Source organism: bacterium, from assembly GCA_021371935.1.
Taxonomy (GTDB): domain Bacteria; phylum Armatimonadota; class UBA5829; order UBA5829; family UBA5829; genus UBA5829.
Window position 1 is genome coordinate 77,501 of record JAJFVF010000005.1, and the last position, 19,721, is coordinate 97,221.

At 51.6% G+C, this 19,721-nt stretch carries 33 protein-coding genes; 2 read left to right on the plus strand and 31 right to left on the minus strand.

Features of this window, described 5'->3' with window-relative positions:
- The 27 genes from LLG46_04300 to LLG46_04430 all read right to left on the minus strand — a co-directional run bounded on the left by LLG46_04300 (position 1) and on the right by LLG46_04430 (position 15,969).
- Positions 1-1,233 (minus strand): FtsX-like permease family protein, encoded by a 1,233-nt coding sequence (locus tag LLG46_04300; GenBank protein ID MCE5322521.1) that lies wholly within the window; start codon positions 1,231-1,233, stop codon positions 1-3.
- 33 nt (positions 1,234-1,266) lie between these two features.
- Complete coding sequence (locus LLG46_04305) at positions 1,267-2,046, minus strand: thioredoxin family protein (GenBank protein MCE5322522.1); 780 nt, start codon at positions 2,044-2,046, stop codon at positions 1,267-1,269.
- Positions 2,047-2,088: 42 nt separating this feature from the next.
- Positions 2,089-2,460: a metalloregulator ArsR/SmtB family transcription factor gene (locus LLG46_04310; protein MCE5322523.1), complete on the minus strand. Its 372-nt coding sequence runs from the start codon at positions 2,458-2,460 to the stop codon at positions 2,089-2,091.
- A 309-nt stretch (positions 2,461-2,769) separates the two neighbouring features.
- Positions 2,770-3,555: a hypothetical protein gene (locus tag LLG46_04315; GenBank protein MCE5322524.1), complete on the minus strand. Its 786-nt coding sequence runs from the start codon at positions 3,553-3,555 to the stop codon at positions 2,770-2,772.
- A 69-nt stretch (positions 3,556-3,624) separates the two neighbouring features.
- Positions 3,625-4,497, minus strand: a complete 873-nt coding sequence (locus tag LLG46_04320; protein MCE5322525.1) for a hypothetical protein — start codon at positions 4,495-4,497, stop codon at positions 3,625-3,627.
- 40 nt (positions 4,498-4,537) lie between these two features.
- Positions 4,538-4,882, minus strand: a complete 345-nt coding sequence (locus LLG46_04325; protein MCE5322526.1) for a metalloregulator ArsR/SmtB family transcription factor — start codon at positions 4,880-4,882, stop codon at positions 4,538-4,540.
- Positions 4,883-5,124: 242 nt separating this feature from the next.
- A complete protein-coding gene (locus tag LLG46_04330; protein MCE5322527.1) occupies positions 5,125-5,967 on the minus strand; it encodes an isocitrate lyase/PEP mutase family protein in 843 nt (280 codons plus the stop codon).
- A 22-nt stretch (positions 5,968-5,989) separates the two neighbouring features.
- The gene (locus LLG46_04335) at positions 5,990-6,868 is read right to left on the minus strand and encodes an arsenite methyltransferase (protein ID MCE5322528.1); all 879 of its coding nucleotides are present in this window, start codon (positions 6,866-6,868) and stop codon (positions 5,990-5,992) included.
- Between the two features lie 12 nt (positions 6,869-6,880).
- A complete protein-coding gene (locus LLG46_04340) occupies positions 6,881-7,201 on the minus strand; it encodes a hypothetical protein (GenBank protein ID MCE5322529.1) in 321 nt (106 codons plus the stop codon).
- A 4-nt stretch (positions 7,202-7,205) separates the two neighbouring features.
- Positions 7,206-7,478, minus strand: a complete 273-nt coding sequence (locus LLG46_04345; GenBank protein MCE5322530.1) for a carboxymuconolactone decarboxylase family protein — start codon at positions 7,476-7,478, stop codon at positions 7,206-7,208.
- A gap of 27 nt (positions 7,479-7,505) precedes the next feature.
- Positions 7,506-7,946, minus strand: coding sequence for a GNAT family N-acetyltransferase (locus LLG46_04350; GenBank protein MCE5322531.1), 441 nt, complete (start codon positions 7,944-7,946; stop codon positions 7,506-7,508).
- Between the two features lie 47 nt (positions 7,947-7,993).
- Complete coding sequence (locus tag LLG46_04355; protein MCE5322532.1) at positions 7,994-8,863, minus strand: universal stress protein; 870 nt, start codon at positions 8,861-8,863, stop codon at positions 7,994-7,996.
- Between the two features lie 37 nt (positions 8,864-8,900).
- On the minus strand, positions 8,901-9,959 hold the full coding sequence (gene arsB / locus LLG46_04360; protein ID MCE5322533.1) for an ACR3 family arsenite efflux transporter: 1,059 nt from the start codon (positions 9,957-9,959) through the stop codon (positions 8,901-8,903).
- Position 9,960: 1 nt separating this feature from the next.
- Positions 9,961-10,389 carry an arsenate reductase ArsC gene (locus tag LLG46_04365; GenBank protein MCE5322534.1) on the minus strand — a complete coding sequence of 143 codons (429 nt, stop codon included), beginning with the start codon at positions 10,387-10,389 and terminating at the stop codon, positions 9,961-9,963.
- Positions 10,390-10,430: 41 nt separating this feature from the next.
- On the minus strand, positions 10,431-10,739 hold the full coding sequence (locus tag LLG46_04370) for a metalloregulator ArsR/SmtB family transcription factor (GenBank protein ID MCE5322535.1): 309 nt from the start codon (positions 10,737-10,739) through the stop codon (positions 10,431-10,433).
- Positions 10,740-10,825: 86 nt separating this feature from the next.
- Positions 10,826-11,257 (minus strand): OsmC family protein, encoded by a 432-nt coding sequence (locus LLG46_04375; GenBank protein ID MCE5322536.1) that lies wholly within the window; start codon positions 11,255-11,257, stop codon positions 10,826-10,828.
- On the minus strand, positions 11,245-11,790 hold the full coding sequence (locus LLG46_04380; protein ID MCE5322537.1) for a hypothetical protein: 546 nt from the start codon (positions 11,788-11,790) through the stop codon (positions 11,245-11,247). The genes LLG46_04375 and LLG46_04380 overlap by 13 nt, the downstream gene beginning before the upstream one ends.
- Entirely contained in the window at positions 11,777-12,475 is a 699-nt protein-coding gene (locus LLG46_04385; GenBank protein ID MCE5322538.1) for a cytochrome c biogenesis protein CcdA, read from the minus strand. The genes LLG46_04380 and LLG46_04385 overlap by 14 nt, the downstream gene beginning before the upstream one ends.
- A 33-nt stretch (positions 12,476-12,508) precedes the next feature.
- A complete protein-coding gene (locus LLG46_04390; GenBank protein ID MCE5322539.1) occupies positions 12,509-12,670 on the minus strand; it encodes a hypothetical protein in 162 nt (53 codons plus the stop codon).
- Positions 12,671-12,717: 47 nt separating this feature from the next.
- Positions 12,718-13,155, minus strand: coding sequence for a thioredoxin family protein (locus tag LLG46_04395; protein ID MCE5322540.1), 438 nt, complete (start codon positions 13,153-13,155; stop codon positions 12,718-12,720).
- Positions 13,156-13,397: 242 nt separating this feature from the next.
- The gene (locus LLG46_04400; GenBank protein MCE5322541.1) at positions 13,398-13,886 is read right to left on the minus strand and encodes a putative zinc-binding protein; all 489 of its coding nucleotides are present in this window, start codon (positions 13,884-13,886) and stop codon (positions 13,398-13,400) included.
- Positions 13,883-14,170, minus strand: a complete 288-nt coding sequence (locus tag LLG46_04405; protein MCE5322542.1) for a 4Fe-4S binding protein — start codon at positions 14,168-14,170, stop codon at positions 13,883-13,885. Before LLG46_04405 ends, LLG46_04400 begins: the two co-directional genes overlap by 4 nt.
- A complete protein-coding gene (locus LLG46_04410) occupies positions 14,163-14,540 on the minus strand; it encodes a hypothetical protein (protein MCE5322543.1) in 378 nt (125 codons plus the stop codon). Before LLG46_04410 ends, LLG46_04405 begins: the two co-directional genes overlap by 8 nt.
- Positions 14,541-14,552: 12 nt before the next feature.
- Entirely contained in the window at positions 14,553-14,789 is a 237-nt protein-coding gene (locus LLG46_04415; GenBank protein ID MCE5322544.1) for a thioredoxin family protein, read from the minus strand.
- A 109-nt stretch (positions 14,790-14,898) separates the two neighbouring features.
- Positions 14,899-15,210, minus strand: a complete 312-nt coding sequence (locus LLG46_04420; GenBank protein ID MCE5322545.1) for a metalloregulator ArsR/SmtB family transcription factor — start codon at positions 15,208-15,210, stop codon at positions 14,899-14,901.
- 86 nt (positions 15,211-15,296) lie between these two features.
- A complete protein-coding gene (locus LLG46_04425; GenBank protein MCE5322546.1) occupies positions 15,297-15,680 on the minus strand; it encodes a putative zinc-binding protein in 384 nt (127 codons plus the stop codon).
- A 19-nt stretch (positions 15,681-15,699) separates the two neighbouring features.
- Positions 15,700-15,969 carry an SHOCT domain-containing protein gene (locus LLG46_04430; GenBank protein MCE5322547.1) on the minus strand — a complete coding sequence of 90 codons (270 nt, stop codon included), beginning with the start codon at positions 15,967-15,969 and terminating at the stop codon, positions 15,700-15,702.
- Between the two features lie 148 nt (positions 15,970-16,117).
- On the opposite strand from LLG46_04430, the gene LLG46_04435 reads away from it, so the two are divergent.
- Entirely contained in the window at positions 16,118-16,342 is a 225-nt protein-coding gene (locus LLG46_04435) for a hypothetical protein (protein MCE5322548.1), read from the plus strand.
- A gap of 26 nt (positions 16,343-16,368) precedes the next feature.
- A complete protein-coding gene (locus LLG46_04440; GenBank protein MCE5322549.1) occupies positions 16,369-16,545 on the plus strand; it encodes a hypothetical protein in 177 nt (58 codons plus the stop codon).
- 143 nt (positions 16,546-16,688) lie between these two features.
- On the opposite strand, the gene LLG46_04445 is transcribed toward LLG46_04440, so the two are convergent.
- The 4 genes from LLG46_04445 to LLG46_04460 form a co-directional block, all read right to left on the minus strand.
- Positions 16,689-16,931, minus strand: a complete 243-nt coding sequence (locus tag LLG46_04445) for a thioredoxin family protein (GenBank protein MCE5322550.1) — start codon at positions 16,929-16,931, stop codon at positions 16,689-16,691.
- Between the two features lie 27 nt (positions 16,932-16,958).
- A complete protein-coding gene (locus LLG46_04450) occupies positions 16,959-18,062 on the minus strand; it encodes a permease (GenBank protein ID MCE5322551.1) in 1,104 nt (367 codons plus the stop codon).
- 64 nt (positions 18,063-18,126) lie between these two features.
- Complete coding sequence (locus LLG46_04455; GenBank protein MCE5322552.1) at positions 18,127-18,567, minus strand: MarR family transcriptional regulator; 441 nt, start codon at positions 18,565-18,567, stop codon at positions 18,127-18,129.
- A gap of 430 nt (positions 18,568-18,997) precedes the next feature.
- Positions 18,998-19,720 (minus strand): class I SAM-dependent methyltransferase, encoded by a 723-nt coding sequence (locus LLG46_04460; protein ID MCE5322553.1) that lies wholly within the window; start codon positions 19,718-19,720, stop codon positions 18,998-19,000.
- Between the last annotated feature and the right edge of the window lies 1 nt (position 19,721).

Consider the following 19,721-nt stretch of genomic DNA (forward strand, 5'->3'; position numbering starts at 1 on the left):
CTATACCTCCATCAGAGTAGCGGCAGGGTCAAGCCCGGCAGCGTTCTTGGCGGGAATCGCCGTTGCCAGTAGACTCAGCGCCACGGATATTAACAGCGCCCATCCGAGAAGCGAAGGAATGGGAAGCACCGGTATGTGTGCGATACGCGGGCCAAGCAAGACTGCCAGGACTGTGCCGAGCACATATCCGACTATGCCTCCCACGGCACCCAGGATGATTGCTTTTCCGTAGAATATGGACAGAAGCTGACGAGGGCTCATGCCGATGGCAATAAGCGTCCCGATCTCTTTGCGCCGCTCCTGAACGTTGGCGAACATATAGTTAGCTATACTCACCCCGCCCACCAGAACGATGATGACAAGGAATACCAGCGAGAATTGGCTCATCATATTATTGGTCTTGAGCTGGGTGCTGGCGATCTGCGAAACAGTGACCACTCTTGCGTCGGGCAGAGCCTTGTTGAGACCAGTTATGAGACCCTTGGATATTTCCTTGCAGCATCCGACGATCTCAATTGCGCTAAGTACTCCGCTCTTGCCATACATTTTTTGCACCGTATGAAGATGGGCGAAGACACGCGAATCATCCACTGTGCCCGTCTGCGGCAGCACCTTACGAACAGTGAAGTTCGTGTTCTTGATATCGACTGAACTGCCTTTCTTCAATGACAGAATCTGAGCAACGTCGTGGCCGATAATGGCTTCTTGCGGACCAAGGTCTCTGATGACCTCCTTGCGCACAGCCGCCTTGTCCAGGGATGAGTCGGTATTACCGGTCTTTACTCCGGCAACATCCACAGCGCCGCACCCCATCGGTTTAGAAAATATATCACTCCCGGTCTGCCATGCAGGTTTGCTCTTGAACTCGTTCTTGGGTAGTATCCCGGTCAGGATAAACCGGCGGTCCTTGAGCTTGATAGGCATAGTCAGTTTCGGAGAGAGATTGTCGACTCCCTGCAGACCCGAAGCGGTTATCGTGTCCACATAGGATTCGGGCACTTCAGCATCGGCGAAATCTGCGCTGTAGTAGTCACTTACAGTCGCGGATTTGGGCAGAATCAGCACATTAGCGCCGAGGTTGTCCAGTTCACGAGCTACAGCCTTCTCGGAGTAAAATGTCACCGTCTTTATCCCAACGATGACGGTTATTCCCAGAGTGATCGCGATGAAGCTTGTTATCAGTTGGCTCTTACGTTCGCAGAGCTCCTTAAGTATAATGTCAATTTTTCTCATGACGCATCCTTATCAAGGCCCTGAAATCCAGGGTCACTTGCAACCTCCAGGTCCACAACTGCCACCGCTGCATCCGCCGCCGTTCATCGACTTCATCAGGCTCGCCATAACGCTCGCCTTGGACACTGTTCCATCGAATTTGCCCAATGTCCTGCCTGGAGGAGCCATAACCACAAGTTGTGCATTGGCAGAATTAACGATGCCCAATTGCTTCAACAGCTTTGATTCTGACCGATCCGACGAATCTATTTTTACTATCTCCACCGCACCGCCGAGTCTGGAATCGGATTTTATGCCACGAGCTGTGGCGAGGCATTCTTTGTTATGCTTTGTCTTGGAGCTTTGCAGACATATTGCTGCGAGCTTGCGATCCTGCATCACTTTGAGCACTGCAGCAGTACCTTTGGAGACAAAGGCACTCGATAATTTGGACTTATCGATTTCCCTCGGGAATCCACCAGTGATAGCTCCGTTTGGCGCAATCACAAGGGTCAGTGGGATCGGCGAACGATCCGCGCCATATCGAGAGACTACCTGACGATTTGCCTTGTCGCCAACGTTTACACTGACGAAATTTGCCCGACTTGCATACTTTCCCTGGATTGATTTCACATCAGCCAGCATTGCCTTGCTGGCGCTATCGTTGCTCTTGAAAAACGTAACGAACGCATAACGATTCTGCTTGGCTGCGGCTCGAATTGCGCTTTCCGCGGGCGGTGTCTTGGCTTCGGCTGTCACACCGAGCATTGTACACGCGACCCCGATGACAACAGCTGCAATTGCAGCAAGACGCGCTGTTCTTTTGGTCTGCATTAAGAATTCCTCCATAGCATCATAGTTGCAAACTGTTTCAATCTAGCACTCCCCAGCCGCTCCAGTCCTCCTCTTGCATGCCGTAGTCTCACAACATGCGGGTTCGGTTTTCTCCGGCCACTTGTTCAAGTCGAATACGTTATCGAAATCGGCGCGGAACTGCTTCATGGCTTTGCGGTCCAGAGAGTAGTAAGTCCACTTCCCTTCCTTTCGGGAAGTGATGAGCTTTGCCTGCTTCAAAGTCTTCAAATGAAATGATACGTTGGACTGAGTGAGATCAAGCGCCGGCGTGAACTCACATACACACATTTCACCACGAGTCATAAGCAAGTAGACTATGTGCAGCCGAGTTAGGTCCGCAAGTGCTTTGAACCCATCGGCGAGACAACAAAGGCTACTATCGTCACAGAGTATAGCTTTATCCCCTGTCGGGGCTTGAAACCGCTCTTGAATAGACACGTTACCTCCTCGGTGAATGTCTCATCAACACATCAGGATGCGTTGATGCGTTCTTTCACAATACCCACTGCTACAGAGTTCTACGTGATGGAAAAACGATGAGTTCCTGAAAGCATCAATAATATTTGATGCGACACCACCATGGTTATCCAAGGATAATATTCTGGAAACACAGTTGTCTGATCGCGGCCTAGAACTATGAGAGGGCATTGCAACCGTAATGCCCCCACCAAATTTGTAATGCTAGCTCGGGGCTGGTTCGCACTATCTGCCACAGCCACCCGAGCCACAACCTCCGCTACCACATGTTCCCCCACTGAGCGCTTTTATAAGTGTGGCTGCTATCGAATCGGTCGTGGCGGTCCCGTCAAATGTCCCTATGATTCTGCCTGGAGGGGCAATGACCACCATCTGTGCGTTCTCTGTGCTGGCATCCACTTTCAAGGTCTGAATGAGTTTTGACTCGGAGCTATCGGATGGATCAATCTTGACGATTTCCAGTGCGTTTTGGAACTGCGCCCCGTACTTTAATCCTTCAGCCGCTGCAAGACTCTCCTTATTGAGCTTTGTCTTAGAGTTCTGTATGCAGATCGCAGCGAGCTTGCCGTCCTGGAGTACTTTCAACACTTCAGCCATCCCGTTCGAGACAAATGCATCGGAGATGTCCGTCTTGTTGATCGCGTTCGGATATCCTGCGGTCACGGCACCGTTGGGAGCAATGACGAGGGTCAGTGGCATTGGAGCGCGATCTGCGCCATATTTTGTGATGATTTCATTGTGGACAGCGTTGCCAACATCTGCAATGACGAAGTTGGCGCGACTGGAGTAGTTTGCCTGGAGCTTCTTTGCTTCTTCGAGCATCTTCGTGCTTGCCGCGTCGTTCTGCTTGTAGAATGTCACAATTGCGTAGCGACCCTGCTTTGCGGCCGCCTGAATAGCAGTTTCAGCGGGAGATGTCTTAGTCGCAGCCATTGCCATAGGCGCTGCGCATACCAATGCAGTGATGACCGCTGCCGTCATGGCGAATCCGACGATCCTGTTCATTTTCACTGTTATTTCCTCCAGTTGTGTATATTGATTACGGTTCTAATAGAGAGATTTTGGTCTAGATGCCGTAGCCTACGGTCCGCATCCGCCCGCACCGCAGCTACCTCCGCCACAACCACCGCCCCCCAGCGCACTCTTGAGGGTGGTCATGATAGTGTCCATTGTGTCAGTACTGGCGAACTTGCCGACCAGCTTGCCGGGCGGGGCGAGTACGAGTAGTTGGGCATCAGTGGAACGAGCATCGATCTTGCATTCCTTGATGAACCTGAATTCCGCAGGGTCCGATGGATTGATCTTCACAATCTCAACGGCTCCGCCTAGTTCCGGGGCAGCTTTTAGTTCCTCGGCGGTAGCCAAACTCTTCTTGTTGTTCTTAGTCCTGGGGCCTTGGATACAGACGGCGGCGAGCTTGCGGTCCTGCAAAACCTTGATTACACTCGCCATTCCATTAGAAACGAAGGCGCTGGAGAAGTCGGTATTCGTTATCTCACTGGGATAGCCTGCCGTGACTGCTCCATTGGGAGCTATCACGAGGGTTAAGGGTATAGGGGAGCGATCAGCACCATACTGTAAAACCAACTCTTGCTGGATAGGGCTATCGACATCGACGCTGACGAAGCTGGCGCGGCGAGAGAATTTGGCTTGCACCGGTTTCATTGCTGCTTGCATCTTCTTGCTGGCAGCATCGTCTTTCCGGTAAAACGTAACGAACACATAGCGGTCCTTCTTTGCAGCCGCGCTGATTGCTGCGCTTTCGGGCGAAGCCTTTAGTGCAGGCTCGGGCTTAACCTGAGGTTTTTCGGTCACTGCTGTCGTCGTATCAGTGGTATTGGATGCCTGAACCTCATTCTTATCGATCTTGCTATTTCTTGTTTTGGCCAGGCCGATTATGACCAATGCAATCACCAGCACGACAACGATATAGATAATCCTGTTCTTCTGCATCAAGTGATGCCCCCTTTAACCTTAGTAACGGCTCATCTTATCAGGCCATCGAATGTCGAATATCATCGCAGGTTGTGCACGGCGGTTTCTCCGGCCACTTTTCGAGGTCGAATAGGCTGCTAAATTCCGACATGAAGTTCTCATAAGCAGGCCGGTTAAGTGAGTAGTACATCCACTTGCCGGATTTTCTAGCCTTTATGAAGCCGGCATGTTTAAGCGTCTTCAGGTGGAATGACAGGTTCGACTGAGAGAGACCCAGCGCAGGTAGGCACTCGCAGACGCACATCTCTCCGCATCTCAGCAGCAGGTAGAGAATTTTAAGTCTATGTGGGTCTCCCAGCGCCTTAAAGCCCTCGGCAAACAGTTCCTCTTTATATGCGTCCAACTCAAGTTCGCCTATGGACACATTCGGATTTACTCTTGTATCGTTTGGTAAACTCACAGATTTCTTCTCCAGTGGCGGCAATCAATTCAACGCAACAAAATGTATTGATAGGTTGCATTCAGTATATGCCGCATGTCTCTGAAATGTCAATGAGAATAGATTGCTAGTGGCCCGCCACGTATTTCAGCGTCTTTACCCCCGGCAGCTTGGCGTAAAACCAACGATGCTATTGCTATCAAAGTCTAGCTGCGAAGCAATGCTGACAATTCGCCTGGACTACAGCAAATCTCATCATCGACTATCCTGGCAAAGCCATCTGGTTCCGATATGAGAGAGATGGAAGTAGATAGCGCGCGAACCGCTGACAAGATCGCCAAAATCGGCAGGCTCACTCTCGCTACACCCAATTGCTTTAAGTCGTCGATGGTGAACTCGCGGATGTTATACGGCATTCCTGCGGCTATGCTGATCGGCCCGCATATCTCTTTCGCTAGCGTCTTTACTTCATCCAAAGTCGCGGCATAGCAGACAAATGCCAAGTCAGCGCCGGCATCCAGATACATGTTCGCGCGTTTGATTGCCTCCCTTAGCCCATCATTACGATGCTCATAAGCTCGAAGAGCGTCAGTGCGGGCGTTGATAATCATATCCGGATTCTCTTCCGCAATGGCAGCCTTACGAGCGGACTTGATCTTCTCGACCATTAGGTCCGCATCAACGATGTTACACTCGCGGCCACGTGAAAGAATCTGGTCCTCGATGTTGATCCCTGCCACACCGGCTCCGATAAACCGGCGCATGGTATCAGCTACTGTATCCGGATCACCGTAGCCATCTTCCCCATCGGCCATCACCGGAACGCTTACTGAACACGTGATGCGGCGAGTGGCTTCCAGATTCTCCTCCAGACCAAGATCAGTCTCAGCCTGGAGGCAACTCGCAATGGAAATGCTGCCTCCAGAGCACTGAACCGCCTTGAAGCCCGCCTTTTCAATGATGCGAGCACTGATCGGATCATATGCGTCAGGCATAACCAGCGTCTCTCCGGCATTCAGCAGCTTGCGAAGCTTTGAACTCCTGTTCATCTACATTTCCTCACTTTCCAGTCTATCCGCAACAACAGCAACTTTTGGGTTTTGTGGCTCTGACGAATGCGCTGACGAACGAGCTCGCCAGTTCCGCAATTCCGTCCATGCCAAACTGCTGGATAGCTTCATCCGGCAGTAGGCCGTTTGCATCTTCTGCGGAGTAGGTCTTCACAATCTCGACGCCGGCATCAGTGAATCCGGCTTTCAGCAGCTTGAGCTTGTATTCATTGATCTCAAGCGCACCAGCAATGCACCCGGTCCATAGGCCGACATGTTCTTTGACCGCATCCGATACCTGCTTGGTAAGGACGATGTCAGCTACGGCGAATCTGCCGCCGGGTTTCATTACCCTGAACGCCTCTCGAAGCACCTGATCCTTGTTGGTGGAAAGATTTATAACGCAGTTGCTGATAATCACATCCACTGAAGCATCGGGCAGCGGGATGTTCTCTATCTCGCCCTTTAAGAACTCGACGTTTGTAATTCCCGATTCAGCCTTGTTCTTCTCAGCAAGCGCAAGCATCTCGTCGGTCATGTCGAGTCCGTAAGCTTTACCGGTAGGGCCGACTCGCTTTGCCGAAAGCAGCACATCGATACCGCCGCCACTGCCTAGATCGAGGACAACTTCTCCAGGATTGAGATTGGCCAGAGCCATGGGGTTCGCGCAGCCCATCGACGCAAGCAGCGCCTCGACTGGTATCCCCTGAGTCTCAGCCTCCGAATAAAGGTCACGAGTTATGGCGTCTTTGCTCGTTCCACTGCCGCAGCAGCTTGTTTCTTTGCGCTCGGCGGCGTTCACCGCAACCTGTCCATATTTCTCTTTTACGAACTCCTTGATGTCATTGCCGTTGGGAGTGGAACTGCCTCCGCAGCAGCATCCACACTTGTTATCAACCATTTTATACCTCACCTATTCTTTGATAATATCTACAGAAGCCAGAGCAGGCAGAGCAAGTCCGGCAGCCACCTGCATCACCTTGAATATCCCACACGGGACGATGCAACCAGCACAGCAGCCTTTGAGCGTCTTACGAACGACCTGATGAATAGCGCCGTCAAACCCAGCGCCGATTTCAGTGTATCCGTCTACCTGTGGAAAGCCCTCCGCGAGTCGTTTGATGTTTTCGCAGTCGCTTTCAATCTCGAACTTCACGTTTTGCATGTCGTCCGATTCAGCAGTGACAGTCGTAGTGAACCCACATACGCCTGCCTTGATTGTAGCCTTTGTCATTGAGTTACTCTCCACTGCACGAACCGCCACTACAGCAGCACGCGCTCGGTGCTTGCTGTTCCTGGGCCATTCCACCCAGCTTCTCATCAGCGTATTTGTCCATGTTCTCGTCACCTTGCTTGCGTATCATACGTGCTATACTGACGGCATTTCTCATGTCCGAGTCGGATGCGCCAGCTTTCCGCGCTTCCTCCACATGGTAATCGAGGCACGGTTGGCATTTCGCCACTACCGAGGCTGCGATTGAAATCAGTTCTCTTGTTTTCGGGTCTAACATCGAGCAATCTCCTTGTTATAGATGTTATCATTTGGCACTGTCTATGGGAATGCGAAACAACCGCGCGGATACGGGACAAGCCCCACGGAACTCCTCGGATGCCGACAATGCTTCTGGAGCATCTGAGCGTGAAATTTCATCAAAACATGAGCGGCTGAGCAGATATGGAATCGTCGTGGTCAACGCATAGGCGTCCCGGATTCCGTCGATCTGTGCCTGTTTCAAGATATGTGATATGAGTTGACGGCCATACCCTTGTCCGCGCATTGATGGGGCAATCACCAGAGAGCGCAGCAAGGCATCCGGAGGATACGCTTCATATCCCACCGCGCCAACGAGCGTTCCCTGCGCCTCAAGGACATAGAGATGATCACGATTCTCTGCAATACCGTCAACCGGCAGAGACATCTCTTCAAGCAATGAGATCACTGCGGGCATATCTGCATCAGTCGCTTTTCGAATAATCATATCGTCCTCCGAGCAAACATAGAGTTTTGCTTGTTACCTGCCTCTGGTCAGCGAACTGGTGGAACCAGCAGGACCGGCGACTGCGAAAGGCGCACCACATTATGCGCTACACTTCCAGCAAAAATGTCCGAGATGAACCCCCGCCCGTGGGTGCCCATCACTACAATCGACGGGCAGTTGTTTTGAACGTAATCAACAATCTCCTTAGCTGGAGAGCCGTATGGAATCTCTAGATTGACCTCTTCAACACCAAGGTCGTGCAAGCGCAATTCCATTCTCTCAAGACGCGAACGGTCTATTGTATTGAATTCCTGCAGCCTGTCCTCGAGATGTGGTCGGATGCGAGAGACATCCTGAACATGCATGAGTGTCATCTTTCTGCACCCGCTTCTTGCGAACTCTTCGACATACTGGAAAGCTCGTTCCGCATTATCTGAAAAGTCGGTCGCATACAGCACGTGAGAAAGCACATCGGTTGATACCACCTGGCAGCACTGCGGCTCTTCTTCCAAAATCTGGAGCCTCACGACCAGGACAGGAATCTCCGCCCGGTGCACAACGTCTGTGGCAACACCGCCCAGCGCAATGTCGCGCGCAAGGCTATGGCCGTGAGAGCCGATGACGATGGCCTTGCAGCCGGTATCAATCGCAAGTCGTGTTATCTCAACGCCGGGGACACCAACCGGCGTTTCCACCGAAACTTTAAACCCCTCGGCCTCAAGAGCGGCCTTTTGAGCGTTGAGCCGGGGTGCCGCTTCATCTCTTAGCGCCTCGCTCAATCCCACTAGATGCTTAACGTAAATTACATAAGTCAGGACTACTTCGCGGCAGCCAAGCACATGCAGGGTGCCGACATATTCCACTACTTTGTCAGAAGCCACTGACAGATCGGTTGCCAAAAGCACTTTGCTAAACACTATCTTGGCCTCCTTCACTTCGGTGAGCGCTAATAAGCTAACTCACCGTCTGCTGCTTAAAGTATTTCCTTTGGAAGAACAGGGCAACATTCACCAGTCCAATCAACGCCGGAACTTCGACCAGCGGCCCGATAACCGCCGCAAACGCCTGTCCTGAGTTGATACCGAAAACTGCCACCGCGACCGCAATGGCAAGTTCAAAGTTGTTGCTTGCCGCAGTGAACGACAGTGTTGCTGTCTTGGGATAATCCGCCCCGATCTTCTTGCCCATATAGAAGCTGACCAGGAACATCACGACAAAATAGATCAAGAGCGGAATGGCGATTCTGACAACATCCAATGGCAGCCGCACGATATATTCGCCTTTGAGCGAGAACATGACCACAATGGTGAAGAGCAACGCGATCAGAGTGATGGGACTGATCCTCGGGATGAAACGCTTCTCATACCACTCGCGCCCCTTTGTCTTGAGCCCAACCACTCTGCTCAGGATGCCCGCAATGAACGGGATGCCGAGATAGATGAACACGCTTTTAGCTATCTCGCCAATAGTCACATGCACCGTACTCGCCTTCAGTCCGAAAAGAGGTGGGAACACTGTTATGAAGACGTAAGCATAGACCGAGAAGAAGAGCACCTGGAAGATCGAGTTGAACGCCACAAGGCCAGCCGCATACTCCGTATCACCCTTGGCAAGCTCGTTCCAGACAATCACCATTGCGATGCACCGCGCCAAGCCGATCATAATGAGGCCGACCATAAATTCAGGGTAATTCCGCAGGAAGATGATCGCCAGAACAAACATCAGTATCGGGCCCACTATCCAGTTTTGCACAAGTGACAGTGTCAGAATCCGCCAGTTGCGGAACACCTCGCCAAGCTCCTCATACTTCACCTTAGCAAGCGGCGGGTACATCATCAGAATAAGCCCAATGGCTATTGGGATATTCGTTGTGCCAACCGAAAAACGGTTCCAGAAACCGGCAGTGCCGGGTACCAAATAGCCTGCTCCCACGCCGATGGCCATCGCCAGGAATATCCACAGCGTGAGATACCTGTCCAGAAATGAAAGTCTTTTAGTGATTCCTTCGCTCATACTAATCCTCACCCGTTGTCATCTCATCAATCAATTTCTCTACTCTCGTCTTTACCTGATCCCGAATCGCCCGAACCTTCTCTATCGGCTGCCCATTTGGATCTTCAAGGCCCCAGTCCTCGGACTCGACAAACACAGCCGGACAGACTGCCCCGCCATGCTCGACATCATTGAGGTTCACACCGCAGCCCATCGTGATGACCTTGTCTGCTGACTCGACCATCTCCGGTGTCATCACCTTGGGGTAATGGCCGCTCATGTCGTAGCCGATCTCTTCCATCGCAGCCACGGCTTGCGGGTTGAGAGTTCCGCTAGGTGCGGTTCCTGCTGACTCTGCAATGATCCTGCCATCGCCGAGTTTCTTCGCGAACGCCTCAGCCATCTGGCTCCGGCCTGAATTGTGTATGCAGACAAACAGAGCTTTTTTCAATTGGTTCTCCTCACCAACCGATTTTTAACGTATAGGCTAACTTACTTGCAGCAAGGAGTCGGCTGCGCGCTACCCGCTGATGCCTCAGCAAGCGAGACAATCTCCGAAAGAAAAGCCAGCGGACCCTCTTTGAACACATCGACCTTGAGAGAGTAGTGTATCCACTGACCCTCTTTACGCGCGTTGAGCAATCCCACCTGTTTCAGCTTTGCCATATGATGAGATATGGCGGGCTGATGCATTCCAAGTTCGTCTACAATACGGCAGACGCACACCTCACCGTGCTGGGCGAGCATCTGAACAATACGAATCCTGGTCGGATCACCAAGCGCCTTGAATACTGCGTCCATTGTTTCACCTATCAGTATATGTGTATATGCTGATATACTATAACTGCCATGCAAGCTGTGTCAACTCCAAATGTATCCGCTATGTGCTACAGACTGATACTGATCGGCGTAGGCTGACCGAGATTATCGCTCACTGGGCACCGAGCCTCTATCGTCTTCGCCCATTCGCGCAAGATGTCAGGGCTTGCTGTGGAGTCAATGTCGATTGAGACTCGTATTTCCTTGAAGCCAGGCCGAACATCGGGCTTCTTTCCCAGGTAGGCCAGAGGATCGAGGTTTCCTTCAACGTGCATCTGCATCGATTGAATATCGAACCCCATCTCTCGTGCGACCAGATGCCCGATAACGTTCAGGCAACCCGCCAGGGCACCGAGAACACACTCAATCGGATTTGGCCCGGCGTTGGTGCCACCAAGTTTCTCAGGTTCGTCGATACTGAATGTCAGGTCGCGGACATTGACATCCGTGCGTGTCTTGCTTGACGATTTTGCCTCTACTGCAATTGTTATATCAGCCATTTCGCATTGCTCCGTTTATGAATATCCAAATACGTCAACTGCCGCTTGCGCGCCTGCGCGTTTCCCGAGATCTTTAGATCGTCTATCGCCACATTCGATATACCGCGCTGTTGCGCGCTCACTCCGAACTGAGCCAATGTTTTCGTGACCAGTTTCGCGCCACTCCAAAACATCTTTGACATATCCCAACAGCCGTTGTCCGGCGCAGTATATGAGTAGTTGAATACACCGGGTGTTTGGATTACCGTTCCGCCGCCGGTGATTCTCTTCACCCAACCGACTCCTCGACGTTTGCACCCGTCCAAATCCAGAAATTTTTCAGGATTGTCGCCGCAGCCCAGGACAGCAGTTGCGTTGCCACCCCACCATAAGCGCAAAATACGTCTGCCGGTACTCGTAGCGCATTGAGCAAGCTCTTCATCAACCGCCAGGTTCATCTCGACAGTCGGTTCAGACCACTTGATGACCTCTAGGTTCTCCGTCGAACAGATCAATTGAGCACGAGGAGAATCGCCGACATTAGTTTGCCGCATAGATTAGATAAACCCCACCCAGCATTACCAGCACACCGCATATTCGCTTCACGATGTTCGCGCCCTTCGACTTCTCGTTCCAGTGAAGATAACGCTCGACCGCCTCAGTCGAAGTCCCTGCCGCCACAATGACCGAGCAGTGCCCAATTCCATAGACGGCAAGCAGCAGCACGGCATATGAGACGTTGGTGGCGGCGACTTTGAATGTCATAGTCAGAACCGGAGCCATATACGCGAATGTGCAAGGTCCGAGAGCAATGCCGAATACAAGCCCCAGAATAAACGATGCAAGAGGTCCTTTTCTCTGCATCCCGACATTTCCAGGGCCGGAAAAAGGCATCGGTATCGCGCCGACAAGGTGGAGGCCCACGACAAAGAACACGGCGGCAACGGCGTAATTGCCGTATCTGCCGACGTCACCCATCATTCGTCCCATTGCTGCCGTCACTACGCCGATAGCTGCGATTGTCACCAGGATACCAAGGCCAAATAAGAAAGACAGATTAAACGCCTTTCGCGTGGTTAGATTGCCTTGGTCACTGATGAACCCGATGATGAGAGGTATGCTCGAAAGGTGACACGGACTCAGGATTACACTCAGTACGCCCCATACAAGAGATGCGCCGAGTGCAATAGGAGCTGATCCCTCGATTGCTTTGGTAAGTGTTACAAACAATTGCTCCAAATCACTTAACCCCCATTTCCGCAAGTTTCGCGGTTATCTGGTGCCTGAATTGGTGGGCGGCGCGACTGAACATGTTCCTCCGCCGCAGCCACAACCGCCAGTTTCTGGTGCGCCATTATCCTTGGATAACTGAGTTAATGCTATCCAAAGCGCAAAGACGGCTACTACCAGAATGATTTTTACATAAGGCTTCAAAGCCATTGCCTCCGTTTGCTTGGCATATTTAAGCGTAAGTCCACTACCTATTTAGCGGGCTTCTTCGGTTTCGCTGGCTCCTTGAGCTTGACACCGTGGTCCTTGAAAGCTTTTACGATGTCAACCTTGGGAAAGTAGCCTACGTGACGGAATATTTCCTTGCCCTTGGCATCGAAGAAGATCTGAGTAGGGATGCTCTGCACTTTGTATTTCTTGGCAGAGTCCGGGTCTTTCCACACATCGATGAACTGTACGTCGAGCTGGCCCTTATACTCCTTCTTGAGTTCGTCAAGGACCGGGACCATCATCTTGCAGGGAACGCATTTTGTCGCACCGAGATCGAGAAGCTTGGGAAGTTGCTTCACGGCGGGTTTCGCCGGTTTTTTTGTGTCTTTGTTGTTGACTGCATCGCCCACACTCACAGCAAGCGCGACAACCAACATTACTGTTATTGCTACTGAGATTTTGAACCACTTACTCTTCATAACCTTATTGCCTCCTGTGTGTTTTATATGCTGATATTAGAGCGGCTTTATAGGCGTCCTCTTCTTCAGGTTCAATTTGGTGATAGATACGCACGGTCTCAAGCAGCTTATCCCCGCTGGAGTCATCAGCGACAAGGCCGGTCTCGGCCAGATGATCGAATATGACACCAAGCCCTGCGATAATAACCGGCTTTCCGTCGACCTGTAACTCTATGCCAGGTATCGGTTTGGAACAAGCACATTCAGCGCCATCTCCACCATTTTTCGAACTGCAACAACTGCTGTTCTCGGCGATAATCGCATCGACTGCTTTGGCAATTTCCTCGGAGACCAGCCAAACGGCTTCCTTGTCCTTCTCTGATCGACCCTTTGCCGAACGAGCACAGCAGACGCAGTCGCCGTTCAGAATATCCGACACAACAAGCGCCGCGCTGAAATGGTTCGCCGACTTCCAACCCTGCGCTCTTAACCTGTTCTGACACCAGCACCTTGTCATCGACTTTCAGAGTCAGCTTGTTGGCCAGCTTTGACGCGCAGCGAGTTGGGCAGCCGTCAATAACGATGAGCGAAGCGTCAGCCAGAGCCTTTTCATATCGAGCCGGAGAATTGTTAAGGAGCACAGGGCAGATGATCTCTGCGGCTTGTGTTTCGGACAGCCGCAAATCTATCTCCAGCGCAAGCACGCCGACTGCCTTATCCAGACCGTTGCACGGTAAGACAGCGCGTTTCATTGCTCGCCTTCTTCCTCGCGGATTCTCTTGATCTCCGCGATTGTCTCCGGTTTACTTGGAAAAGATATGGCGTCCGGCCCACACGTTTTCGCACATGCCCGGCAGAATACCACACAGTTGTGCGGATTTGCTACAACCAGCTTTAGGTCGCCATCTCGCCGCTCGAAAACATGATGCGGACAGAACTTATCGCACTCCATGCAGAAATCGCATTTGGAGTAATCGATGGTTGGAGCCCAGTCGATCTTCTCTCGCTTTACGCCCATGAAGGTGTCGTCAGCCATCTTGCTCTCCCCCCATCTCGGTGAGCGCCTTCGAGACTTTGTCGACCGCCTCGTCAGTTGTCATTTCGCGGATGTCCAGTGGGACCATGTCAGTCTTGACATCCATTCCGGCAGCCTCGAAGGCATCACGGAAAAGCTTCATTTGCATGTTCGGAGCGCATCCGGCTATAACAAGCTTTCGACCTGCCTTCAGCATATCGGCGAGGAAACGGTCACCGTCTTCCTCACAGAGTTGAGGGTGAATGAAGCCGTATTCCACGGGCAACTCAACCCGCACGCGATTGATGAAGTCCCAGATATCCATTTTCGAGAATCCGGGGCACTTGCCGGTGCAAACGCACATTATCAGACCAGGTAGTTCGTTTGACAATGGGAACCTCCTCTAGCTAACCAAGAGCTTTCTGATGTCTTCGGGGGAGATGACTCTTCCAGCGGCCTTGACTTCTCCATCGATCACGAGGCCAGGGGTCATAAGCACGTTGAACTTCATGATTTCCTTGATGTCCTCGACCTTTTCGATCTCGGCTTCCACTCCAGCTTCTTCGACCACTTTCTTGGTGTTCTCATAAAGAGTCTTGCACTTGGCGCAGCCAATGCCCAATATTTGGATTTTCTTCATTGATATCCTCCACAACAAAGTCGTACTAGTTGGTCTGTTGGCTAACTAACCAAGTATCCAGTAAAAAAGAAAAGCTCTAACGAGCTCATCTCTTACACATACGTATAGTTTATCCGACGAGTTCCATCTTCTCTTTGGCGTTGGACTTCATCACAGCTTCAACGCAGCCAAAGAAGCTAATGATGCACGGACACCGGAGGCTGTAGAAAACCTGCTGTCCGACTTTACGATCCTCGACTATTCCAGCCTCTCTCATAAGCGTCAGATGCTTGGAGACAGTGGACATATCGGAGCCGACCAGATCCGTTAGCTCGCAAACACACTTCTCGCCCTCTACAAGCGCATCCACCATCATAAGTCGACTGGGATGCGCCAATGCCTTTATGATCTTTGCTCTCTCTTCGTATGCTCGTCTATTCATCTTTGTTTATTCCTCTATATTTGGTATTATAACCAAATACTCCAAATAGCGCAACATCGAAGCCTATCTAGTTTTCGACAGATTGACTACGCCTGCGATCCGTTGAGCTTGCTGCAACAGATTTCCAAAATCTTGTCTATATCGGCAGGGTCAAGCGTGAAATCGTGGTTCTTCTCAATGCCGAGGTCGGTCACGACCACATACTCGTAGTCATCCAGACCAGCCTCGTCCATTGTCAGCTTCGCACACGCCACAGGACAACCGTCGATTACAAGAATCTTATCTGACCCGCCAACTGAGGCGACCATTCCGCTAATGTGACCACCCACTCCAGCTAAGCAGAAGAACCTGCCCTGTTTTTCTATGTCGAGCTTCTTTGCCACCTCGTTCGTTATCTGTCCAACGTTCGATGCCCCGGAACACGCAAGAATCAGATTGGTGCTGCCACAGCAGCAGTTGTCTTGTGCCATTCTCAGTATCTCCTTTTGGTTACTTCTCTAGTTTCTGCTTTATACGCAGGAACTCATCCTCGGTGATTTCACCGCTGGCGTACCGGCGCTTCAGGATGTCGATAGGGTCTTCAGCATTGCACATCTGCATCATGCTTTTCATCTTGCCGCACATCCTGCCCATCAACTTGGGACCTGCGACCATCATGGTGGTCATCATTGTCGCGCAGAACATCATGCCGCCAAGCACTCCCCAAAGCAAGTTTCGAGTTTTACCAGTATACTGCTCATCGTGATCGGATCGAATCATGGCTACTTGTCACCCCGCTTTTTGTAAGAGTCCCCAAGCATCCAAGTGGAGTTGTTTTGGTATTTGGCAGTTTAACCAAATTGTGCTAGACTGTCAAGTGGAAATTACACAATGCGACTGGCTCTGCCTGTTCCGATGGAGACATAAGTTGAAGCGAGCGCTGATTGATCCGGCCAAATGCAATAATTGCTCACCATGCCTCGTCGAGCAAGAATGCCCAATGGAAGCTGTTTTTCGTGAGTTACAAGATTCAAAACCCTGGGTGGACTTCTATCGTTGTGCCGGGTGCATGAAGTGCAAGGCGTTCTGCGCCAATCATGCCATAGAGGAGATAGCACATCCTTGTGATGGTAAAGGCCGGATGGGCTGGTAGAATTGATCAATTAACGAGAGGACAATATGGCAACTATTACGCTCACAGAACAAGATATAATGAGGCTCAAAGTCATTATGATGGACCAGGACAAGGATGATGCTTACGGGTTCTTGCGTGACCGGATCATGCCGGAGATTCAGAAGCAGGATGGAAAGGCGATGAAGAGCCATTTGGATGGCGGTAAGGGGTCGATGTTCTAGAAAGAAGTGCTAACAGCAATAAGGAAGGTCCATCCTCGTCCGTACAATCCCTGCGAAAAGGGACGCTACATATGGGACAGCGAAGCCGGTCGCTTGTCAGACCTAGATCAACAGCACGACCGGCATACGTTGACACACACAATCTATTTGGTGACTGCGCTCATCATCGCGCTCACCAGATCAGGCACCTTGGGTACTCGCCCGCTTGCCACTAATTTATCGTCGATCTTAATGGCGGGAGTAGACATGATACCTGCCTTTGCCATCTCTGCAAGGTCCTTGACCGTTTCCACATGAGCCTCGACTCCAGCTTGCTTGATGGCTTCCTCCACGGCGGCGATTGCCTTATCTCCGCCACAGCATGATACATACACCTTGATAACCATAAGGGTTCCTCCTTTGTAAAGCATTTGCTAGATGAGAAAGTTGAATATGTATCCTACAATCACTATTCCGAGAGCAACGAAACCGACGAACAGCCAGATGAGTGGCATCCGGATGACCTTCCGCAACATCACGAGTTCCGGAATCGAGATTCCGATCACCGACATCATGAATGCAAGCGACGTTCCAAGAGCGGCTCCTTTGGCCAGAACGGCCTGCACTATCGGCATCACACCTACGGCACTTGCATACAACGGCAGGCCAAGAATCACCGCCACCGGTACGTTCCACCAGGCTTCCTTGCCCATATACTGGCTGACGAATGCCACTGGGATATAGCCGTAGATTGCAGCACCGAGTGCAATTCCACCCACAAGATAGTGCCACGTGCCTGCGAGTATTTCCTTTACGGCTGTGGTACCAGAATCTACCCGGTCGTTCCAGGTCATAGCACTAGTGACGTCCTGGCTTGGAGTGTCAACTGGACTCTGTCCAGCACTTGTCTGTAGATCGGCAACCCATGATTCAAGAAACCTCTCCGGTCGCATGCGTGCTATGAGCATTCCTGAGATGACAGCCTTTGTCATCCCAAGCACAGCATATAGCGTGGCTATCTTCCAACCATACATCCCGTATAGCATCGCTAGCGCCACTTCATTGACGACGGGACAAGATATAAGAAATGACATCGTGATCCCGAGAGGTATTCCTGACTGCAGGAAACCGAGAAAGAGCGGGATTGCAGAGCAGGAGCAGAAAGGAGTCGGCACTCCAAGTATCGCGGCAAGAACATATCCGTAGGTTCCTCTACGACCCGCAATCATCGTACGTATCCGCTCTGGAGTCAGGAACGTGCGCGTGATCCCGACAATAAAGGTAATAAGCACGAGCAGCATTAGCACCTTCGGCGCGTCGGCCACAAAGAACTCGACAGCGCCGGCAAGGTGACCGCCTTTGGCAAACCCCAATAGAATGTAGGTGAACCATCTCGCAAACCGGTCTAGCTGAAGATAAAGGAGCGTCCAAGCTGACAATCCCAGCAGCACCCACAGGAATAGCAGACTGCGGCGCATCCCACGCATCTGTTTCGACGTCTGTGCGATCTCTTCTCTTTGTTCGTCTACATTACTCACGCTGCTACCTCCCGGCAATCAGTCCTGCTGGCATTACAGTTGCTGCTAACAACTACTTTGCAGGCTAATCGCTACTAAATGTTTTGGTAAAGCTTTTCAGTGATGCCAATAATACATCGCACATACCGTCGTCCATGCGCTCAAGTGAAGCGCCGGTCTTTTGAGCGAACTCTTCGATTATACGCTCCACAAGCTCTCGCCCTGCATTAGTAAGCACGACACAGCATATCCGCTGATCGTCTTCGCTGCGTTCCCGACGAACATAAAATTTACGCTCAAGGCGATCAACGATCCGTGTTGCACCACTCTTGGTGAAGCCGAGTTGCTGCCCCAGGCTTTGCATAGTGCAAGCATCTGTCTTAGCCAAAATCCGCAATGCCCGGTATTCTATATAAGAAACGTCCTCGCAGCAATAGCCTTCTGCACCTTGACCGCCGAACCTCCATATTATCTCATCCAGCAGTTCGACCAGATCTCTCGCCCGCTGTGTATCTACTTCAGACACCACGTATTCCTCTTTTCCGTTGGTTGACATCGTCAACCAATAATACTACTAGTGAAGGCCATTGTCAACAGCTTTGTGCAAGGTCTGTTTCTTGCAGATAGATTCCTTTATTTTCGCAGAGGGTAGAAGTTTTCCAGCTTGAAACATAACGCAAGCTATAGTGAGGGAATGCCTTATGACTTTATTGTTGTGCTGGTTGATCTGAAAAGTTTGTCCAGCAACATACTGGAATCCAACTGATAGCGCAGCCGCTGTTTCCTGCCATCACACAATTCTCGTCGTACAAAGTGTCGGTAGTTTTATATATCTACCGACGGATTGTACTGAGTAGCTGCGTACAAAAAAACTGTGCTTGCCTGCCCGGTCCTGCTGCTCAAGCGCTGAAACGCGTCGATTGCGGCATGCAGGTTCTCATCTTTGCCACAACTCATCAACGCGGCATCAGCGCGAACACGCCCCAGCCCAGGTATTCACGCGTGTAAGCAGCGTGGCGCTCGGGTTCCGAGGACAGTTTGGCTCGAACATCTTTCGCAAGCTCGTCGTCGGGATTGGCCTCAAGCCATCGGCGCATGGTGAGCCATTTGGCCGCCTCGTATCTGTCCCAGCCGTCTTGGTTAGCCAGAACCATTTCAACAACGTCGTAGCCAAGGTGGCCGAAAGACGCGATAAGTTCTGGAAGCATGAGAAAGTCGGAGATTGAGCCGGCACCACACCTCTTGGCAACATCTTCCGTCGACGGTAACTGCCGCCAGTAGGGCTCGCCGATGAGGATGATCCCTCCGGTGCGCAGGCTCCGCGCCAGAAGTTCAATAGTGCCGGCGATTCCTCCACCGATCCAAGTGGCACCGACACAGGCTGCCACACCAACTTTCTCGTCAGAGACGTATCCGGCAGCGTCGCCGTGGATGAATTCGACTTGATCGGCAACGCCGAGTTCTTCAGCGCGGAGTTTCGCTTGCTCGGTGAACAACTGGCTCATGTCGATGCCGGTGCCGATAATACCGTAATCGCGAGCCCAGGTGCACAGCATCTCCCCCGAACCGCTGCCGAGGTCGAGCACTCGGGTTCCCGTTTCCAGACGCAACGCCGCGCCGAGAGTGGTGAGCTTTTCGGGTGTGAACGGGTTATGGATGCGGTGAGCGCTTTCCGTGATG

Excerpts from the sequence above, each read along its gene's own strand:
- LLG46_04300 (MCE5322521.1), bottom strand. The coding sequence starts at position 1,233 with ATGAGAAAAATTGACATTATACTTAAGGAGCTCTGCGAACGTAAGAGC.
- LLG46_04305 (MCE5322522.1), bottom strand. The coding sequence starts at position 2,046 with ATGCAGACCAAAAGAACAGCGCGTCTTGCTGCAATTGCAGCTGTTGTC.
- LLG46_04320 (MCE5322525.1), bottom strand. The coding sequence starts at position 4,497 with ATGCAGAAGAACAGGATTATCTATATCGTTGTCGTGCTGGTGATTGCA.
- LLG46_04330 (MCE5322527.1), bottom strand. The coding sequence starts at position 5,967 with ATGAACAGGAGTTCAAAGCTTCGCAAGCTGCTGAATGCCGGAGAGACG.
- LLG46_04335 (MCE5322528.1), bottom strand. The coding sequence starts at position 6,868 with ATGGTTGATAACAAGTGTGGATGCTGCTGCGGAGGCAGTTCCACTCCC.
- LLG46_04340 (MCE5322529.1), bottom strand. The coding sequence starts at position 7,201 with ATGACAAAGGCTACAATCAAGGCAGGCGTATGTGGGTTCACTACGACT.
- LLG46_04345 (MCE5322530.1), bottom strand. The coding sequence starts at position 7,478 with ATGTTAGACCCGAAAACAAGAGAACTGATTTCAATCGCAGCCTCGGTA.
- LLG46_04350 (MCE5322531.1), bottom strand. The coding sequence starts at position 7,946 with ATGATTATTCGAAAAGCGACTGATGCAGATATGCCCGCAGTGATCTCA.
- arsB (MCE5322533.1), bottom strand. The coding sequence starts at position 9,959 with ATGAGCGAAGGAATCACTAAAAGACTTTCATTTCTGGACAGGTATCTC.
- LLG46_04370 (MCE5322535.1), bottom strand. The coding sequence starts at position 10,739 with ATGGACGCAGTATTCAAGGCGCTTGGTGATCCGACCAGGATTCGTATT.
- LLG46_04375 (MCE5322536.1), bottom strand. The coding sequence starts at position 11,257 with ATGGCTGATATAACAATTGCAGTAGAGGCAAAATCGTCAAGCAAGACA.
- LLG46_04380 (MCE5322537.1), bottom strand. The coding sequence starts at position 11,790 with ATGCGGCAAACTAATGTCGGCGATTCTCCTCGTGCTCAATTGATCTGT.
- LLG46_04395 (MCE5322540.1), bottom strand. The coding sequence starts at position 13,155 with ATGAAGAGTAAGTGGTTCAAAATCTCAGTAGCAATAACAGTAATGTTG.
- LLG46_04400 (MCE5322541.1), bottom strand. The coding sequence starts at position 13,886 with ATGAAACGCGCTGTCTTACCGTGCAACGGTCTGGATAAGGCAGTCGGC.
- LLG46_04405 (MCE5322542.1), bottom strand. The coding sequence starts at position 14,170 with ATGGCTGACGACACCTTCATGGGCGTAAAGCGAGAGAAGATCGACTGG.
- LLG46_04415 (MCE5322544.1), bottom strand. The coding sequence starts at position 14,789 with ATGAAGAAAATCCAAATATTGGGCATTGGCTGCGCCAAGTGCAAGACT.
- LLG46_04420 (MCE5322545.1), bottom strand. The coding sequence starts at position 15,210 with ATGAATAGACGAGCATACGAAGAGAGAGCAAAGATCATAAAGGCATTG.
- LLG46_04425 (MCE5322546.1), bottom strand. The coding sequence starts at position 15,680 with ATGGCACAAGACAACTGCTGCTGTGGCAGCACCAATCTGATTCTTGCG.
- LLG46_04430 (MCE5322547.1), bottom strand. The coding sequence starts at position 15,969 with ATGATTCGATCCGATCACGATGAGCAGTATACTGGTAAAACTCGAAAC.
- LLG46_04440 (MCE5322549.1), top strand. The coding sequence starts at position 16,369 with ATGGCAACTATTACGCTCACAGAACAAGATATAATGAGGCTCAAAGTC.
- LLG46_04445 (MCE5322550.1), bottom strand. The coding sequence starts at position 16,931 with ATGGTTATCAAGGTGTATGTATCATGCTGTGGCGGAGATAAGGCAATC.